This is a genomic window from Streptomyces sp. NPDC039462, assembly GCF_055639375.1.
Genome location: NZ_JBVKAO010000003.1, coordinates 621,197 through 637,071 on the forward strand (window position 1 = coordinate 621,197; position 15,875 = coordinate 637,071).

Annotated in this window: 12 protein-coding genes; 5 read left to right on the forward strand and 7 right to left on the reverse strand. The window is 71.0% G+C overall.

Annotated features, from left to right (window positions below):
• Window positions 1–25: 25 nt before the first annotated feature.
• From ACZ7LU_RS19970 to ACZ7LU_RS19995, 6 genes are all read right to left on the reverse strand, one after another.
• A complete protein-coding gene (locus ACZ7LU_RS19970; protein WP_471917767.1) occupies window positions 26–1,084 on the reverse strand; it encodes an NAD(P)-binding domain-containing protein in 1,059 nt (352 codons plus the stop codon).
• 153 nt (window positions 1,085–1,237) lie between these two features.
• On the reverse strand, window positions 1,238–2,446 hold the full coding sequence (locus ACZ7LU_RS19975) for an LLM class flavin-dependent oxidoreductase (protein ID WP_471917454.1): 1,209 nt from the start codon (window positions 2,444–2,446) through the stop codon (window positions 1,238–1,240).
• 2 nt (window positions 2,447–2,448) lie between these two features.
• Window positions 2,449–3,495, reverse strand: a complete 1,047-nt coding sequence (locus ACZ7LU_RS19980; RefSeq protein ID WP_471917455.1) for an ABC transporter substrate-binding protein — start codon at window positions 3,493–3,495, stop codon at window positions 2,449–2,451.
• Window positions 3,496–3,550: 55 nt separating this feature from the next.
• Window positions 3,551–4,306 (reverse strand): ABC transporter ATP-binding protein, encoded by a 756-nt coding sequence (locus ACZ7LU_RS19985; RefSeq protein ID WP_398306883.1) that lies wholly within the window; start codon window positions 4,304–4,306, stop codon window positions 3,551–3,553.
• A complete protein-coding gene (locus ACZ7LU_RS19990; protein WP_471917456.1) occupies window positions 4,279–5,163 on the reverse strand; it encodes an ABC transporter permease in 885 nt (294 codons plus the stop codon). The genes ACZ7LU_RS19985 and ACZ7LU_RS19990 overlap by 28 nt, the downstream gene beginning before the upstream one ends.
• Before the next feature lie 191 nt (window positions 5,164–5,354).
• Window positions 5,355–5,438: a putative leader peptide gene (locus ACZ7LU_RS19995; RefSeq protein WP_355809829.1), complete on the reverse strand. Its 84-nt coding sequence runs from the start codon at window positions 5,436–5,438 to the stop codon at window positions 5,355–5,357.
• Window positions 5,439–5,540: 102 nt separating this feature from the next.
• On the opposite strand from ACZ7LU_RS19995, the gene ACZ7LU_RS20000 reads away from it, so the two are divergent.
• The 3 genes from ACZ7LU_RS20000 to ACZ7LU_RS20010 all read left to right on the forward strand — a co-directional run bounded on the left by ACZ7LU_RS20000 (window position 5,541) and on the right by ACZ7LU_RS20010 (window position 12,160).
• A complete protein-coding gene (locus ACZ7LU_RS20000; RefSeq protein ID WP_471917457.1) occupies window positions 5,541–5,963 on the forward strand; it encodes a secondary thiamine-phosphate synthase enzyme YjbQ in 423 nt (140 codons plus the stop codon).
• A gap of 105 nt (window positions 5,964–6,068) precedes the next feature.
• Window positions 6,069–11,306 carry a caspase family protein gene (locus tag ACZ7LU_RS20005; protein WP_471917458.1) on the forward strand — a complete coding sequence of 1,746 codons (5,238 nt, stop codon included), beginning with the start codon at window positions 6,069–6,071 and terminating at the stop codon, window positions 11,304–11,306.
• Window positions 11,303–12,160 (forward strand): hypothetical protein, encoded by an 858-nt coding sequence (locus tag ACZ7LU_RS20010; protein ID WP_471917459.1) that lies wholly within the window; start codon window positions 11,303–11,305, stop codon window positions 12,158–12,160. The genes ACZ7LU_RS20005 and ACZ7LU_RS20010 overlap by 4 nt, the downstream gene beginning before the upstream one ends.
• On the opposite strand, the gene ACZ7LU_RS20015 is transcribed toward ACZ7LU_RS20010, so the two are convergent.
• Complete coding sequence (locus ACZ7LU_RS20015) at window positions 12,144–12,584, reverse strand: Fur family transcriptional regulator (protein WP_471917460.1); 441 nt, start codon at window positions 12,582–12,584, stop codon at window positions 12,144–12,146. The genes ACZ7LU_RS20010 and ACZ7LU_RS20015 overlap by 17 nt on opposite strands.
• Window positions 12,585–12,875: 291 nt before the next feature.
• On the opposite strand from ACZ7LU_RS20015, the gene katG reads away from it, so the two are divergent.
• Window positions 12,876–15,101: a catalase/peroxidase HPI gene (katG, locus tag ACZ7LU_RS20020; protein WP_468314475.1), complete on the forward strand. Its 2,226-nt coding sequence runs from the start codon at window positions 12,876–12,878 to the stop codon at window positions 15,099–15,101.
• Window positions 15,102–15,205: 104 nt separating this feature from the next.
• Window positions 15,206–15,823 carry a TOPRIM nucleotidyl transferase/hydrolase domain-containing protein gene (locus ACZ7LU_RS20025; RefSeq protein WP_471917461.1) on the forward strand — a complete coding sequence of 206 codons (618 nt, stop codon included), beginning with the start codon at window positions 15,206–15,208 and terminating at the stop codon, window positions 15,821–15,823.
• Window positions 15,824–15,875: the final 52 nt, after the last annotated feature.

The following is a 15,875-nucleotide window of genomic DNA, read 5'->3' on the forward strand; positions in this document are numbered from 1 at the left end:
GGGCTGTGCGGCGAGCGAGGTCCCGTCACGCCGCGACGGGCGCGCCCGCCAGCAGCCGCCGGATGTCGCGCACCGCCGCACGGCCCGCGCGGTTGGCGCCGATCGTGCTCGCCGAAGGCCCGTACCCCACGAGGTGGACACGCGGGTCGGCGGCGGCCCGGGTACCTTCCAGCCGGATGCCGCCGCCCGGCTCGCGCAGCCGCAGCGGCGCCAAGTGGTCGACCGCCGGGCGGAAGCCCGTCGCCCAGAGGATCACGTCGGCGTCGACACGGCGGCCGTCGTCCCACTCGACGCCGGTCGGCGTGATCCGGTCGAACATCGGCAGCCGGTCGAGGACGCCGTCGGCCCGCGCCCGCCGGATCGCGTCGTTCACCGGCAGCCCCGTCACCGACACCACGCTCCGCGGCGGCAGGCCCTTGCGCACGCGCTCCTCGACCATGGCGACGGCCGCACGCCCCCAGTTCTCGTCGAACGGCGCCTCGCGGAACACCGGCTCACTCCGGGTGACCCAGGTCGTCGCGGCCGCGTACGGGGCGATCTCCATGAGGTGCTGCGTGCCGGACGCGCCACCGCCCACGACGATCACCCGTTGTCCCTCGAACGCCTCGGGTCCCGGGTAGATCGCCGTGTGCAGCTGCCGCCCGCGGAAGGTGTCCTGGCCCGGGTAGCGCGGCCAGAACGGCCGGTCCCAGGTGCCCGTCGCGCTGATCAGCGCCCGCGTCGACCAGGTGCCCGCCGATGTCTCGACGAGCAGCCTGCCGCCGTCGCCCTCGCTGACCCGGCGCACGTCGACGGGGCGCCGAACCCCCAGGTCGAAGCGGCGCTCGTACTCTTCGAAGTACTCACCGATGACCTCCGACGACGGGCGCGCGGGGTCCGCGCCCGTCAGCTCCATGCCGGGGAGCGCGTGCATGCCGTGCACCTTCCCGTACGTCAAGGAAGGCCACCGGAACTGCCAGGCGCCGCCGGGCCGGGGGGCGTGGTCGAGGACCACGAAGTCCCGGCCCGGCGTGAAGCCGACCCGCCGCAGGTGGTAGGCGCTGGACAGACCCGCCTGCCCGGCGCCGATGACGACGACGTCCACCTCATGAGCGGCGTCCTGCGCAGCTTCCCGTACCGCCGTCGGCGCTGCCGCTTCCCGTACCGCCGCTGGGGCGGCCGTGTCTCGTACCCCGATGTCGTTCACATTTCTACTAACTTCGTCGGGGTCCGGGATCTTCCCGCCGGGTCGGATTTCTCAGCGTCCTCCGGCGACCAGCAGTGGGGCGCCGCCGGGCGCGGAGGCGGGGCGGCCGTTCGCCGCGGGCACGCCCGCGAGCGGTGACGCCGGGATCCGGGGCAGCAGCCCGCGCGCGGCGAGGTCGGGGATGACGCCCTCCCCGAACCAGTACGCCTCCTCCAGGTGCGGATAGCCGGACAGCACGAAGTGCTCGACGCCGAGCGCGTGGTACTCCTCGATCCGGTCGGCGACGTCGGCGTGGCTGCCGACCAGGGCCGTGCCCGCGCCGCCCCGCACCAGGCCGACACCGGCCCACAGGTTCGGCGCGATCTCCAGCTTGTCCCGGGAGCCGCCGTGCAGCGCGAGCATGCGCTGCTGGCCCACCGACTCACTGCGGCCGAGGGCCTCCTGAGCGGCGGCGACGGTGTCCGGATCCAGATCGTCGAGCAGTCGGTTCGCGGTCGCCCAGGCCTCCGTGGCCGAGTCACGGGAGATGGTGTGCAGCCGGATGCCGAAGCGGACCGTGCGGCCCTCCTTCTCGGCGAGCCCGCGAATCCAGTCGATCTTCTGCTTGACCTGCTCGGGCGGCTCGCCCCACGTCAGGTACACATCCGTGTGGCGCGCGGCGACCGGCCCGGCGGCCGCCGACGACCCGCCGAAGAAAATCTCCGGCAGCGGGTCCGGCGGCAGCGCGGTCAGACCGCCCTCGACCTGGAAGTGCTCGCCGTCGAAGTCGTACGGCTTGCCGCTCCACACCCCTCGTACGACCGAGAGGAACTCATCGGTGCGGGCGTAGCGGCGGTCGTGGTCCAAGTGGTCGCCGAACCGCCGCTGCTCGGTCGAATCGCCGCCCGTCACCACGTTGAGCAGCAGCCGGCCGCGGGTGATGCGCTGATACGTCGCCGCCATCTGTGCCGCGAGCACGGGGGAGAGCACGCCCGGGCGGAAGGCGACCAGGAACTTGAGGCGCTCGGTGTGCTGGGCGAGCGCGACCGTCGTCAGCCAGGCGTCCTCGCACCAGGTGCCGGTCGGGGTGAGCACCGCCTCGAAGCCCAGCTGCTCCGCGGCCTTGGCGATCTGGGCCAGGTACTCGATGTCGGGCGCGCGGACGCCGCTCACCGGGGTGACGCGGGAGCGCGTGATGCCGCCGTCGGTGTAGGCGTGCCGGTCGACGAGGGTGCGGCCGTCGCCGCCCGTCGGCAGGAACCAGTGCAGGTGGACGGTCATGGTCAGGACTCCTCGCGGTACGTGCGCGGCTTGCTGGTGGAGGGCGGCAGATCGCCGTTGAAGCGGGTGTCGACGAAGTCGCCGAAGTCGATGCGGCGCGGGATCAGCTTCAGCTCGGCGAAGGTGTCCGCGATCTTCTGCTCGGACCTGACCACGTTCTTGTCGACGGCCACCGTGACGCGGGTGCCGTTGGTGCGCTTGACCGCGTCGAGCGCGACCTCGTAGGGCAGGCCGGTGTCCTTCGCCCAGACCTTCGCCCAGGCCTCCGGGTGTTTGTGGACCCAGTCCTGCGCCCTGCGGAGCCGCTTCAGATAGTCGGAGATCGCCGCGCTCTTCTTCTTGTCCCTGAGCGCGCCGGGCGCCGCGGCCTGGAAGGCGAGGCCGTTCACCACCCCGTCGCCGTCGGTCAGGACGCGGCCCTTCTTGGCACGCAGGACCTGCGAGGTGTACGGATCCCAGACGGCCCAGGCGTCCACCTTCCCGCTGGTGAACGCGGCGAGCGCGTCGGCGGGTTGCAGATATTTGACGTCGACGTCCTTGAAGTCGAGCCCGGCCTTCCGCAACGACGCGATCAGCTGGTAATGCGCCGACGAACCCTGCGCCACGGCAACCGACTTGCCCTTCAGCTGCTGGGTCTTCTTCAACGGCGAGCCGTTGGGCACGAGGATCGTGTCCCCGGCCGCCGTGCCGTGGCTCGCGGCCACCACGGAGATCTTCGAGCCCGCGCCCGCCGCGAAGACCGGCGGGGTATTGCCGATGCCGCCGATGTCGACGGCCTTGGCGTTGATGGCCTCCAGCAGGGGAGGGCCGGACGTGAAGGTGGACCAGCGGATCTTGTAGTCGAGGTCGTCGAGCTCCCCGGCCGCGCGCAGCACGGCTTCCGAGCCGCCTTTCTGGTCACCGACGTTCAAGGTCAACGACCCCTTGCCGTCGGTGCCGCCCCCCGCGCCGCCGATCGATGTGCCGGCGGACGAGGTGCCGGAGCAGGCGGCGAGCAGCAGGGCCAGGGGAAGCAGGAGGACGGCGGGGGCTGGGCGTGGTCGTCGCATGATGGTTCCGTTCGCTTCGATATGTGGGGACGAGGGTGTGGGCTCGAGGGTCTGTTCAGGCGGCGGGGGCTTCGGCGGGCGCCTCGACGCCGAGCCGCTGGAGCAGCTCCGCGCGGAGCTCGCCGAAGCGGGGGTCGGAGATGCCGCGCGGCCGCTCCAGGCCGATCTCCTTCTCGTACGCGATGACACCGCCGTCCATGACGAGCACCCGGTCGGCGAGGAGCACCGCCTCCTCCACGTCGTGCGTGACGAGCAGCACCGCGCAGCCGCGCCGCTGCCACAGCTCGTCGACGAGCCGCTGCGCCTTGAGGCGGGTGAGCGCGTCGAGCGCGCCGAACGGCTCGTCGAGCAGCAGCAGATCGGGCTCGCGCACCAGGGCCCGGGCCAGCGAGGCGCGCTGGGCCTCGCCACCGGAGAGCGTCTTGGGCCAGGCCGTGGTGCGGTGCTTCAGACCCACCTCGGCCAGCGCCCGCTCAGCGACGCCCCGGTCGGGCCGGCCCGGCAGCCCGAGCAGCACGTTGCGCCACACCCGCTTCCACGGCATCAGCCGCGGCGCCTGGAACGCGACGGCCTTGCGGCGCGGCACGAGCACCGTGCCCTCGATGTCGCGGTCGAGCCCGGCGAGGATGCGCAGCAACGTCGACTTCCCGCAGCCGCTCCGGCCCAGCAGCGCCACGAACTCGCCCTGCCGCACGTCGAGGTGCAGGTCGTCGATGACGGCACGCCCGTCGAAGGTGCGGGTGAGTCCGTCGACGCGCACGGCGGACGGGGCCGCGGTGGTGGTCACCGGCCGGTGAACGTCGGTCGCCATTGCAGCAGCAGCCTTTCGAGGGTTCGGACGACGAAGTCGGCGGTCAGGCCGAGGAAGGCGTAGACGACCAGGCACACGACGATCACGTCGGTGCGCAGGAAGTCGCGGGCCTGGACCATGAGGAAGCCGATCCCGGCGTCGGCGTTGACCTGCTCGGCGAAGACGAGGGCGAGCCAGGAGATGCCCAGCGAGTAGCGCAGTCCCGTCATGGCCCCGGGCAGCGCCCCCGGCAGGATGACGTGCCGCACGAGCCCCCACCGCGACAGGCCGAGCGACTCCCCGGCCTCGATCAACTGGGCGTCGACGCCCCGGATGCCGGCGTACACGTTCAGATAGAGCGGGAACGAGACACCGAGCGTGATGATGGCGATCTTCGGCGCCTCGCCGATGCCGAACCAGATGATGAACAGCGGGATGAGCCCGACGAACGGCACGGTGCGGAGCATCTGCACGCTGGCGTCCACGAGGTCCTCGCCGATGCGGAAGAGCCCGGACACGAGGGCGAGGGCCGTGCCGACGACGGTGCCGAAGAGCAGCCCGAGCGCGACGCGCTGCAGCGAGACACCCATGGCGTTGGGCAGCGACCCGTCCCCGATGAGGTCACCGGCGACCCGGGCGACGGTACCGGGCGAGGCGAGCACGTCGCCGGTCAGCACACCGGTGGCGCTGAGGACCTGCCAGAGCGCGAGCAGCGCGAGCGGGCCGGAGGTGCGGCGCACCCAGCGGGGGACGCGGGTGCGGCGGCTGGAGGAGGGGACGAGGGCTACGAGCTCAGGTCCTGAGGCAGGAGGGAAAACTGATTTAGGGGATATATCGGGTGCTGATGGGGCGTGCGGAGGGGCATGACTGACGCGCACGAGCGCTCCAGGGGAGGAGAGGGACAGAGGCTGGGGGAGGAGGAGGGGTTACGGGCGGCCGGTGCGCAGGGGGCTCGGCCCGGGGCCCGGCGTGCGGATCAGACCGCGCATGCGGGCATGCGCGGACGGCACGGGGCATCTACCGCCCGGAAGAACCGGCGGAAGGAAACGCGAAAGCGGGTGAAAGGGCGTCAGCAGCCGCGGCGACACGCGGAGGAGGCCACCCGCAGCAGGTCGATGTGACCGCGCGTGGTGAGCAGGGCTGAACGCAACATGCCGCAGAACGTAGCCAGATCGTGCACGCACGGTCAATGGCGTCTCGAAAGGCGGACTCCCGGTATCAGTGAATGGGAGACGGCGTGGGGGAAGATGGTCGTATGTCCGATGCATTCACCACCCGAGTCCTGCAGGTCACCACCGGTTCGAGCGAGGTGGTCGTCGACCTCACCACCGACTGCGAGACCTTCCTGCGCGAGGCGGCAGGCGGCCGCGACGGCCTCCTCAACATCTTCGTCCCGCACGCCACGGCGGGCATCGCCGTCCTGGAGACGGGCGCGGGCAGCGACGACGACCTGCTCGCCGCGCTGCACACCCTGCTGCCCGCCGACGACCGCTGGCAGCACCGCCACGGCAGCCCGGGCCACGGCCGCGACCACGTCCTGCCCGCCCTGGTCCCCCCGCACGCGACGCTGCCGGTCGTCAACGGCCGCCTGGAGCTGGGCACGTGGCAGTCGGTGTGCCTGGTCGACACGAACGTCGACAATCCGGAGCGGAAGGTGCGGCTGTCGTTCCTCGGTTGACGGCGCCTCCGTGTCGGTCCCCAAAGTGCTTCACGGACGTAGGTCTTCAAGAGGAAGATGGTGTCCCACTAGGAGCAAACGGGGCGGACAGCAGGGTGGTTGACGGTGGGGCGGCGGTATCTTGTTGCGTTCGGAAGCAGTCGGTACCGCCACCTCCCCGAGGACGCGCAGCTCCAGTCCGTGTCCGGCGACGTGCGCGCCGTCGCCGAGCTGTTCAAGTCTTTCGGATACCAGGCGGTGCTTCCCGGTCTGGGGGAGTACGAGGGGGCCGAACAGATCCGGCAGAAGCTGCGGCACTGGTCCGCGGACGCCGGCTTGACGGACGAGGACATAGTGGTCGTCTACTTCGCCGGGCACGGCGTGGTGGAGGACCGCGACCGGCACTACCTGCTCTGCTGGGACTCGCAGGAAGAGGACCTGGCGACGACCGCGCTGGCCACCGAGGATCTGCTGCGGATCCTGTGCCGCGGAGAGCTGCGCCATCTGCTGCTCGTCCTGGACACCTGCGCGGGCGGCGCCGGCAGTGCTGAGGCGTCGGCCGTCGCCCTCCAGTCCATCGCCTACCGCAACACGGGCATGCGCGCGTCGGCCGGCCTGTGGTTCCTCGCCTCCGCGCGGCGGAAGGACATAGCGGAGGACGGCGCTTTCGTGGCGGCGCTCGCCGAGGCGGTGCACACGACGACCGAACGTACCGGTCAGCGTCAGCAGTTCCTCGACCTCACCGAGCTGGTCAAGGCGGTCAACGAGCGCTTCGAGAGGGAGGGCCGGGGCCAGCGCGCCGAGTTGGCCAGCGGACTGGTCACCGGGCTCGCTCCCTTTCTCCCCAACAGGGGCTACCAGAAAGGGCTCCCGCCGCTCGGCACCGATCTGGAGGTGCAACGCCGCGCCGCACAGAGGGACTTGACCGAGCACTTCGGGCCACGTTCCCGCGGAGTCGAGTTCGAGTCGGAGCAGGGCCTGTACTTCAGCGGCAGGGACCGTGTGCTCTCGGAACTGGTGACATGGCTGACGACAGCGGGTGGGGACGGTCGGGGCCGCGTGGTCACCGGCAGCCCCGGATGTGGCAAGTCGGCGGTGCTCGGGCGGCTCGTCGCGCTGTCCGACGCGCGCTATCGAACACGGTTCGATCTGCCGAGCCTCACGTCGGGAACAGTGGTGCCGGAAGGCTGCGTCACGGTGGCGGTGCATGCCCGGCACAAGCGGCTCGAAGAGGTCGTCGAGCGGATCGCCACGGCTCTGGGGACTGCGGCGGACGGCGCTGCGGCTCTGCTCCAGGAACTGACCCGGCGCGGCCGGCTCGGCCACACCTCGGTCATCGTGGTGGACGCCGTGGACGAAGCGGGATCGGATACCGCCGCAGACGCCGGCGGGCACGGAGAGCCCCGCCGCATCACCCGTGAACTGCTCAGGCCCATGTCCGAGATCGCCGGGGTGCGGTTGCTCGTGGGCACCCGGCAGGAACTGGTCGCGCCCCTCGGCCCGACCTTCACCGTGATGGATCTGGACCGCGCCGAGTACCGGGCCAGTGAGGACGACGTCGCCGAATACGTGACCAGAGTGCTCCTCGCCACCGAAGAGGAGAACGTGGGAACGCCCTACCGGGGGCTGCCCGAGCTGGCCGCGACGGTTGCCCGCGGTGTCGCGAGGAAGGCCGCCGGCGTGTACCTCTACGCGAGGACCACCGCCCGCACACTGCGCTCGGACCGGGTCGCGGTGAACGTGGACAGCCCCGGCTGGGCCGATGCGCTGCCCAGCGAGGTCGGGGAAGCCTTCGACGACTACCTGGCACGGTTCGGCCCCGATGAGCCGCGGGTGCGGCGGATGCTGCTCGCCCTGGCCTTCTCCGAGGGCAAGGGGCTGCCCCGGGGACGCGTCTGGACGGCCCTCAGCTCGGTGATCTCGGGACGGCCCTGCACGGAGGAGGACGTCGCGTGGGTCCTCGACGTGGCCGAGGCGTATGTCGCCGAGGTCATCGACGACGATCAGCGGTCCGTCTACCGGCTGTACCACAAAGCCCTCGCCGAGCATCTGCGCGCGACCGCGGACCGGCCTCCCGAGGACATCCAGCGCTCGGTCGTCCAGGCCCTGCGCTCCTTGGTCCCCACCTCGCCGGACGGGCGCCTGGAGTGGTTCGCGGCCATACCGTACGTCCGCCAGCACCTGTCCACCCACGCCGCCGCGGCCGGGCAGCTCGGCGACCTCATCGAGGATCCGGGGTTCCTCCTGGCCGGTGAACCGCTCTCCTTGTTACGGGCCTTCGCGTCCATCGAAGGCGACCGTTCCCGCCGCATTCGAGGTTCGTACGAGCAGGTGGCACACCGGCTGACGGCCGACCGGCCCATCGGTGAGCGCGCGGCCGACCTCCAGCTCTCCGCTCGCCGGTGCGAGGCCGACCGCCTGGCCGACCGGATCGAGGAACTCGGTGTCGACCTGCCCTGGTCCGCCCGGTGGGCGTGGTGGTCGACGAGCGGTGTGCACAGGCTGCTGAGCGGCCACACGAAGTCCGTGCGCTGCGTGGCTGTCGGAGGCCTCGACGGTCGCCCGATCGCGGTGACCGGCGGCCAGGACGGCACCGCCCGTGTCTGGGACCTGACGTCGCAGCGGCAGATCGGTGACCCGCTGCGCGTGGGCATCGCGGTGAGCGCCATCGCCATGGGGGACCTCGGGGATTACACGGTGGCGCTCACAGGCGGCCAGGACGGCACCGTCCGTGTCTGGGACCTGTCGGCGGGCCAGGAGTACGGCGCCCCGCTCACCGGGCACACCAACCAGGTCCAGAGCATCGTGGTGGGTGCCATCGACGGCCACCCGGTGGTGCTCACCGCCAGCGCCGACGGCACGGCCCGAGTGTGGGACTTCGTGACCCGGAGGCAGTTGGGTGCTGCCCTGAGTGCCCATCGACGCACCGTGTGGGACGCCGACCTGGGCGAGTTGAAAGGACGTCCCGTCGCGATCACGGGTGGCGACGACAAAGCGGTGCACGTCTGGGACCTGAGCGAGGTGCTCCACGGCGGTGACGCCCGGCTGGACGGCAGCCCGCTCATCGGCCCCTCGCAGGCGGTCACCGCCGTGTGCCTGGCTCGGCTGGACGACCGGACGGTGGCCCTGGTCGGCGACCGCTCGGGCATGCTCAGCCGCTGGGACGTTGAATCCCGCCGCCAGATCGGTGAACCGGTGATCGCGCACGTCTACTACCTCCGCAGCGGAGTCGCCTCCGCTGTGGTCGGCGAGTTCGACGGCCGCCCCGTCGCGCTGACCAGTGGCCGTCGCGAAGCACGGTTGTGGGATCTGCGAACGCTGCAACAACTGGGACACCCGCTCCGCGGCCACGTGGAGGACATCACCGCGGCGGCGTTCACCGGCCGTGCGGACACCTCTCTCGCGGTCACCGTCGGTCAGGATCGCACGGCCCGCATCTGGGACCTGACAGCCGACCAACCGGTCGAGGGGCACGCCAGGCCGGTCTGCTCGAGTGCCTTCGCCACGGTGCACGGCCGTGCCCTCGTCCTGACCGGTGGGGAGGACGGCACGGCGCGGCTGTGGGACCCGCGCACACGAGCACAAGTGTGTGGCCCCATGGAAGGGCACTCAGGGCCGGTGCTCGCGGTGGCGCTCGGCCAGGTGCGGGGGAGAACCGTGGTGGCCACGGCAGGGTCCGACACCACGGTCCGGCTGTGGGACCCGTTCGCGGGGAAGACCCTGGCAGCGCCTCTCGGCGGGCACACCAACGCGGTGCGGTGTCTGGCCTTCGGGGAGTTGGGCGGCACACCGGTCGTGGTGAGCGGCGGCGAGGACGGCACGGTTCGCATCTGGTCCCTCCTGGGCGGGACCGCTGTCGGCCATCCTCTCGAGGGCCACATCGGGGGCATCCGTCACCTCGCGGTGCGGATGGTCGGCAGCGGCATGGAGATCGTCCTCGCCACCCAACTCGATCACGCGTACGTCTGGCAGGTGGCAGGTACCTCCGAACCCGGCCGGGCCGGCCTGAAGGCTCATTTCGACGTCGAGGACCTCAGCCCGGCGGCCCGTACGGTGGGAGTCGCTTTCCACGACAGCCGTCCTGTCGTGCTGACCGTGCTGGAAGGCAACAACCTGTACGTGCACGACGTGCAGAACCATGCGGCGCTGGCCGGGCCGATGACCGGCCACACGGAGTACGTGATGGTCGGTGCCCTCGCACGCGTCGGACGGCGCTCCCTTGTCGCTTCGATGGCCTTCGACGACACGACGCGCGTATGGGACATGGAGTCCGCGGAGCCCTTGGGACCCCCCATGGAGAGCTACACGCGCATGGGGGCGACCGCCGAACGCGAGGCGCCGGCCCTCGGGCAGATCGACGGCACTCCCGTCGCGGTCGTGGTCACCGCTCGTGAGGTACGTGTCTGGGACCTCACCACGATGTGGCCCATCGGGGAGCCGTTGAGCGGGGCCGAGCCGAGTCTGGTGTCCGCCGACATCCTCAGCACCCAGGACGGCGGGGACGTCGTGGTCACCGGCAGCACGGACGGCGTGGTGCGCACGCACGATCTGAACGACGGCCGTCAGATCGCGGCCCATCTGCCGTCGGCCGCGATGTCGGTGAACGGAGTGACGGCCGCCTCGTTGGGGCGTGACAGCATCGTCGTACGCAGTACCTTCAGAGAAGCCGAAGTGTGGAGCCTGGAGCCACGGCGCCGGTTGGGTAAGCGCTCCGGGGTGACGTGGAGAGCGTGCACGCACCTGGCGGGCGACCGCGCGATGGTGATCTCGGTGGCCGACGACTACGTGCTCCACGCCTGGGACTTGTATACGCACTCGCCCGTGTGCCCTCCGATGACCGGACACACCGCGGAGGTCATGACCGTGCGTGCCGCGAGCGTGGGCGGACGGGACCTGGTGGCGAGCGCCTCGCTGGACGGAACCGTGCGCGTCTGGGACCTGGACACGGGAGTCCCTGTCGGAGAACCTCTCGGCGATCACGCGATGGGTGCGTTCGGCCTGGAACTGGCTCGCATCGACCGGGACGTGATCGTCACGGGCGCCGGAAACGGCGTACTGCGGCTCTGGAACCTGGACGACCGAAGCGCCGCGGACGTGGACTTGGAGCCCTTCCCGTCCGCGATCCACGCGATCCGCGTCGCGGAGGTGGCGGGAACCCCCACCATGGTGGCCGCGGACCGGCACGGCTTGATGCGGGTCTGGACGCCGGGCTCACCCGGCTGGAACACCGAGCTCAACATCGGCAGTGCCATCCGAGGTGTCTCGCTCGACAGCGCCGGCCGCGTGTGTGTCGCCACCTTCATGGGAGTGGTCACGCTCCGGATCCATTCCGAGAAGTCTGCCGGGCAGGGGGGCGCGTCATGAGCCGGGTCGTTCTCGTGCACGGAATCGGCCAGCAGTACAAAGGCGAGGAAACGCTGCTCGCCGACTGGTATCCGGCGCTGGCTGACGGCATCACCCTGGCTTCGGACGTCCGACTTCCGCGCGAAGACGTGTCGATGGCCTTCTACGGAGATCTTTTCCGTCCCGCGGGGCACCGAGGTCTTGGTATCCCGGAATTAGACGCTTCGGACGTCTCGGACGATATGGAACGCGATCTGCTGATCCAGTGGTGGACATACGCCGCCGAGATCGACCCATGCGTTCCCGGTCCGGAAGCCCCGGCCCGGCTGCGGACCCCATACCTCGTGCAGCGGGCGCTGGACGCGCTCAGCCACTCCGCGTTCTTCGCCGGGCTCAGCGAGCGGTTCCTCATCTGGAGCGCGCGGCAGGTGCGCGTGTACTTCACCGACGCCGAGGTCCGGTCGGCGGTCCAGCGTCGCATGGAGCGCGGCGTGACAGCACGGACCGAGGTGATAGTCGCCCATTCGCTCGGCTCGGTCGTCGCCTACGAAGCCCTGTGCGCCCACCCGGAGTGGCAGGAACTGTCGTTCGTCACCCTGGGATCTCCGCTGGGCATACGCAATCTGACCTTCGACAGGCTCACGCCGAGGCCCGTCGACGGCCGCGGCCACTGGCCGGAGCCGGTGAAGAGATGGATCAATGTGGCCGACCGGGGCGACGTGGTGCCCGTCGTGAAGAGACTCGCCGACAGGTTCGGAGACGGGATCGAGGACGTCTCGATCCACAACGGTGCCAGGGCTCATGACGTCACCAGGTATCTCACGGCCCGCGAGACGGGGCGCCGGATCGCCGAGACCCTCACGCCGGATCCATGACCGGGCGGTCCGGTGGCCGGCACTCCCGGCACAGCCCTCGATAGGTCACCTCGACCGTCGCGACGGTGAAGCCGTACCGCTCGCCGGGCGGCAGGTCGGCCAGTGGGTCGCCGATGGGGTGGACGTCCCGGATGGTGCCGCAGGCCGAGCACACCAGGTGCTGGTGGGGGCGGTGGGCGTTCGGGTCGTAGCGCTTGGCGCGGCCGTCCGTGGCGACCTCGATCACCTCGCCGAGCGAGACGAGTTCGCCGAGGGTGTTGTACACGGTGGCGCGGGAGATCTCCGGCAGGCGGCCGGTCGCCCTGGCCAGTACCTCGTCGGCGGTCAGGTGGACATGGTCGCCGTCGAGCACCTCGGCGATCACTCGACGCTGGGCGGTCATCCGCCAGCCGCGCCCCCGAAGCCGTTGGAGCAGGTCACTCATGACCACCAGCCCTCACTGTGCATAGTCCGCGCCTGGTTCGTGCCTGTCCGTTCCCGTGCCTGTCCGCGCCCGTCCGCGCTCGGTCCGATGAATGAGTCCCCGTGCGCCTGTCCGTCGTATTGACTTGGATTTCGTCCATCGTAGGATCGGATCCGGCTGACAGCCAAGGGACAGGGCAACAGCAGGTGACGGCAAGGGACTTCACTGGATCGCCTTCCGGCCCGTGCGGGCGCCTGCTCCACCACCCTCCGCTCTTGAGCACCGCGATCCGCCCTCTCCGGAAGGATTCCCATGACTGAGAACCACGACGCGATCGTCACCGACCCCAAACCGGAGGAGACGGGCGGCTGCCCGGTCGCGCACCGCGCGCCGCACCCGACGCAGGGCGGCGGGAACCGGCAGTGGTGGCCGGAGCGCCTCAATCTGAAGATCCTCGCCAAGAACCCCGCCGTGGCCAACCCGCTCGGCGAGGAGTTCGACTACGCAGAGGCGTTCAAGTCCCTCGACCTGCCCGCAGTGAAGCGGGACATCGCCGAGGTCCTCACGACCTCGCAGGACTGGTGGCCCGCCGACTTCGGCAACTACGGCCCGTTCATGATCCGCATGGCGTGGCACAGCGCGGGCACCTACCGGATCAGTGACGGCCGCGGCGGCGCAGGCGCCGGCCAGCAGCGTTTCGCCCCGCTCAACAGCTGGCCGGACAACGCCAGCCTCGACAAGGCCCGCCGTCTGCTGTGGCCGGTCAAGAAGAAGTACGGCCAAGCCCTTTCGTGGGCCGACCTCCTGATCCTCACCGGCAACGTCGCCCTGGAGAGCATGGGCTTCGAGACCTTCGGCTTCGGCGGCGGCCGCGCCGACGTGTGGGAGCCCGACGAGGACGTCTACTGGGGTCCCGAGACCACCTGGCTCGGCGACGAGCGCTACACCGGCGACCGCGAGCTGGAGAACCCGCTCGGCGCGGTCCAGATGGGCCTCATCTACGTCAACCCCGAGGGCCCCAACGGCAATCCGGACCCGATCGCGGCGGCCCGCGACATCCGTGAGACGTTCCGCCGCATGGCGATGAACGACGAGGAGACGGTCGCCCTGATCGCGGGCGGTCACACCTTCGGCAAGACTCACGGCGCGGGACCGGCCGACGCGGTCGGCGACGACCCCGAGGCCGCCCCGATGGAGCAGATGGGCCTGGGCTGGAAGAGCACGCACGGCACCGGCGTGGGCGCCGACGCCATCACCAGCGGTCTGGAGGGCATCTGGACCGACACCCCCACGACGTGGGACAACAGCTTCTTCGAGATCCTCTTCGGCTACGAGTGGGAGCTCTTCAAGAGCCCCGCGGGCGCCCACCAGTGGCGGCCGAAGGGCGGCGCCGGCGAGGGCACCGTCCCCGACCCCTTCGACGCGTCGAAGACCCACGCCCCGACGATGCTGACGACCGACCTGTCGCTCCGCTTCGACCCGGTCTACGAGCCGATCTCGCGCCGCTTCAAGGACGACCCCGCCGCGTTCGCGGACGCCTTCGCGCGGGCCTGGTACAAGCTGACCCACCGCGACATGGGCCCCATCGTCCGCTACCTCGGCCCCGAGGTCCCGAGCGAGACGCTGCTGTGGCAGGACCCGCTGCCCGAGGCGACGTACGAGACCATCGACGCGCAGGACGTCGCCGCGCTGAAGGCCCAGGTCCTCGACTCGGACCTGTCGGTGTCCCAGCTCGTGTCGACCGCGTGGGCGGCGGCCTCCTCGTTCCGGGGCAGCGACAAGCGCGGCGGCGCCAACGGCGCGCGCATCCGCCTGGAGCCGCAGCGCGGCTGGGAGGTCAACAACCCGGACGAGCTCGCGTCGGTCCTCCGCACCCTGGAGGGCATCCAGGAGTCCTTCAACTCGGGCCGCACCGACGGCAAGCAGGTCTCGCTGGCCGACCTGATCGTGCTGGCCGGCGGCGCGGCCGTGGAGCAGGCCGCCAAGGACGCCGGCTTCGACGTCGAGGTGCCCTTCACGCCGGGCCGCGTCGACGCGACGCAGGAGCAGACCGACGTGGAGTCGTTCGCCGCGATCGAGCCGCCCGCCGACGGGTTCCGCAACTACGTCGGCAAGGGCAACCGCCTGCCGGCCGAGTTCCTCCTCGTCGACAAGGCGAACCTGCTCACGCTCAGCGCCCCGGAGATGACGGTCCTCGTGGGCGGCCTGCGCGTCCTGGGCGCGAACCACCAGGGGTCCCGGCACGGCGTCCTCACCACGCGGCCCGGAACCCTGACCAACGACTTCTTCGTCAACCTGCTCGACCTGGGTACGCAGTGGAAGTCGACGTCGGAGGCCCAGGACACGTTCGAGGGCCGCGACGCATCGGGCGCGGTCAAGTGGACCGGCACCCGTGCCGACCTGGTCTTCGGCTCCAACTCCGAACTGCGCGCGCTCGCCGAGGTGTACGCGAGCGACGACGCGCAGGAGAAGTTCGTGAACGACTTCGTCGCGGCGTGGGTGAAGGTCATGAACCTCGACCGGTTCGACATCGCGTGACACGTGCCGGTCGCCCGGGTGACACCGGGCGACCGGTCGCCGGGCCGAGTGCCGCGCGCCGATATTCGGTGCCGTCCCGGACGCCCGACGTGCAGACTCGTCGCATGGCGGACATGGGGGCGTTCAGGGACGCGGTCAGCAGCTGGGCGGCGGGTGCTCCCGGCGGACCCGCGAGGGAGCTGGCGGTGCGGCTGGGGCTGCGGACCGCGGTGCTTCTGGAGGGACCCAGCGACCTGGCGGCCGTCGAAACGCTCGCCGCGCGCCGGGGCCGGGACCTCGCCGCCGAGGGCGTGTGCGTCCTACCCATGGGCGGGGCCATGAGCGTCGGCCGTTATGCCGGGCTCCTCGGGCCGACCGCTCTGGGCCTGCGCCTGACGGGGCTGTGCGACGTGGCGGAGCGACGCTTCTACGACCGTGGTCTCGAGCGGGCCGGGGCGTCCCGGCAGGACGTCCACGTCTGCGCCGCCGACCTGGAGGACGAGCTCATCCGCGCGCTGGGCACGGCGCGGGTCGAGGAGATCGTCGAGAACGAGGGCGACCTGCGCGCCTGGCAGACTCTGCAGCGGCAGCCCGCCCACCAGGGCACGCCGCGCCACCAGCAGCTGCGGCGCTTCCTCGGCACCAAGAAGGGGCGCAAGATCCGCTACGGCAGCCTGCTCACGGAGGCTCTCGCGCCCGGCGAAGTGCCCGCTCCGCTCGACGGTCTGCTCGCGGGCGTGTGAAGCGGGCCCTGCCCGGGGCCCGGCCCCAAGCACCTATGATGGAAGTCATAAG

Excerpts from the sequence above, each read along its gene's own strand:
- ACZ7LU_RS19975 (WP_471917454.1), bottom strand. The coding sequence starts at position 2,446 with ATGACCGTCCACCTGCACTGGTTCCTGCCGACGGGCGGCGACGGCCGC.
- ACZ7LU_RS19980 (WP_471917455.1), bottom strand. The coding sequence starts at position 3,495 with ATGCGACGACCACGCCCAGCCCCCGCCGTCCTCCTGCTTCCCCTGGCC.
- ACZ7LU_RS19985 (WP_398306883.1), bottom strand. The coding sequence starts at position 4,306 with ATGGCGACCGACGTTCACCGGCCGGTGACCACCACCGCGGCCCCGTCC.
- ACZ7LU_RS19995 (WP_355809829.1), bottom strand. The coding sequence starts at position 5,438 with ATGTTGCGTTCAGCCCTGCTCACCACGCGCGGTCACATCGACCTGCTG.
- ACZ7LU_RS20000 (WP_471917457.1), top strand. The coding sequence starts at position 5,541 with ATGTCCGATGCATTCACCACCCGAGTCCTGCAGGTCACCACCGGTTCG.
- ACZ7LU_RS20010 (WP_471917459.1), top strand. The coding sequence starts at position 11,303 with ATGAGCCGGGTCGTTCTCGTGCACGGAATCGGCCAGCAGTACAAAGGC.
- ACZ7LU_RS20015 (WP_471917460.1), bottom strand. The coding sequence starts at position 12,584 with ATGAGTGACCTGCTCCAACGGCTTCGGGGGCGCGGCTGGCGGATGACC.
- katG (WP_468314475.1), top strand. The coding sequence starts at position 12,876 with ATGACTGAGAACCACGACGCGATCGTCACCGACCCCAAACCGGAGGAG.
- ACZ7LU_RS20025 (WP_471917461.1), top strand. The coding sequence starts at position 15,206 with ATGGCGGACATGGGGGCGTTCAGGGACGCGGTCAGCAGCTGGGCGGCG.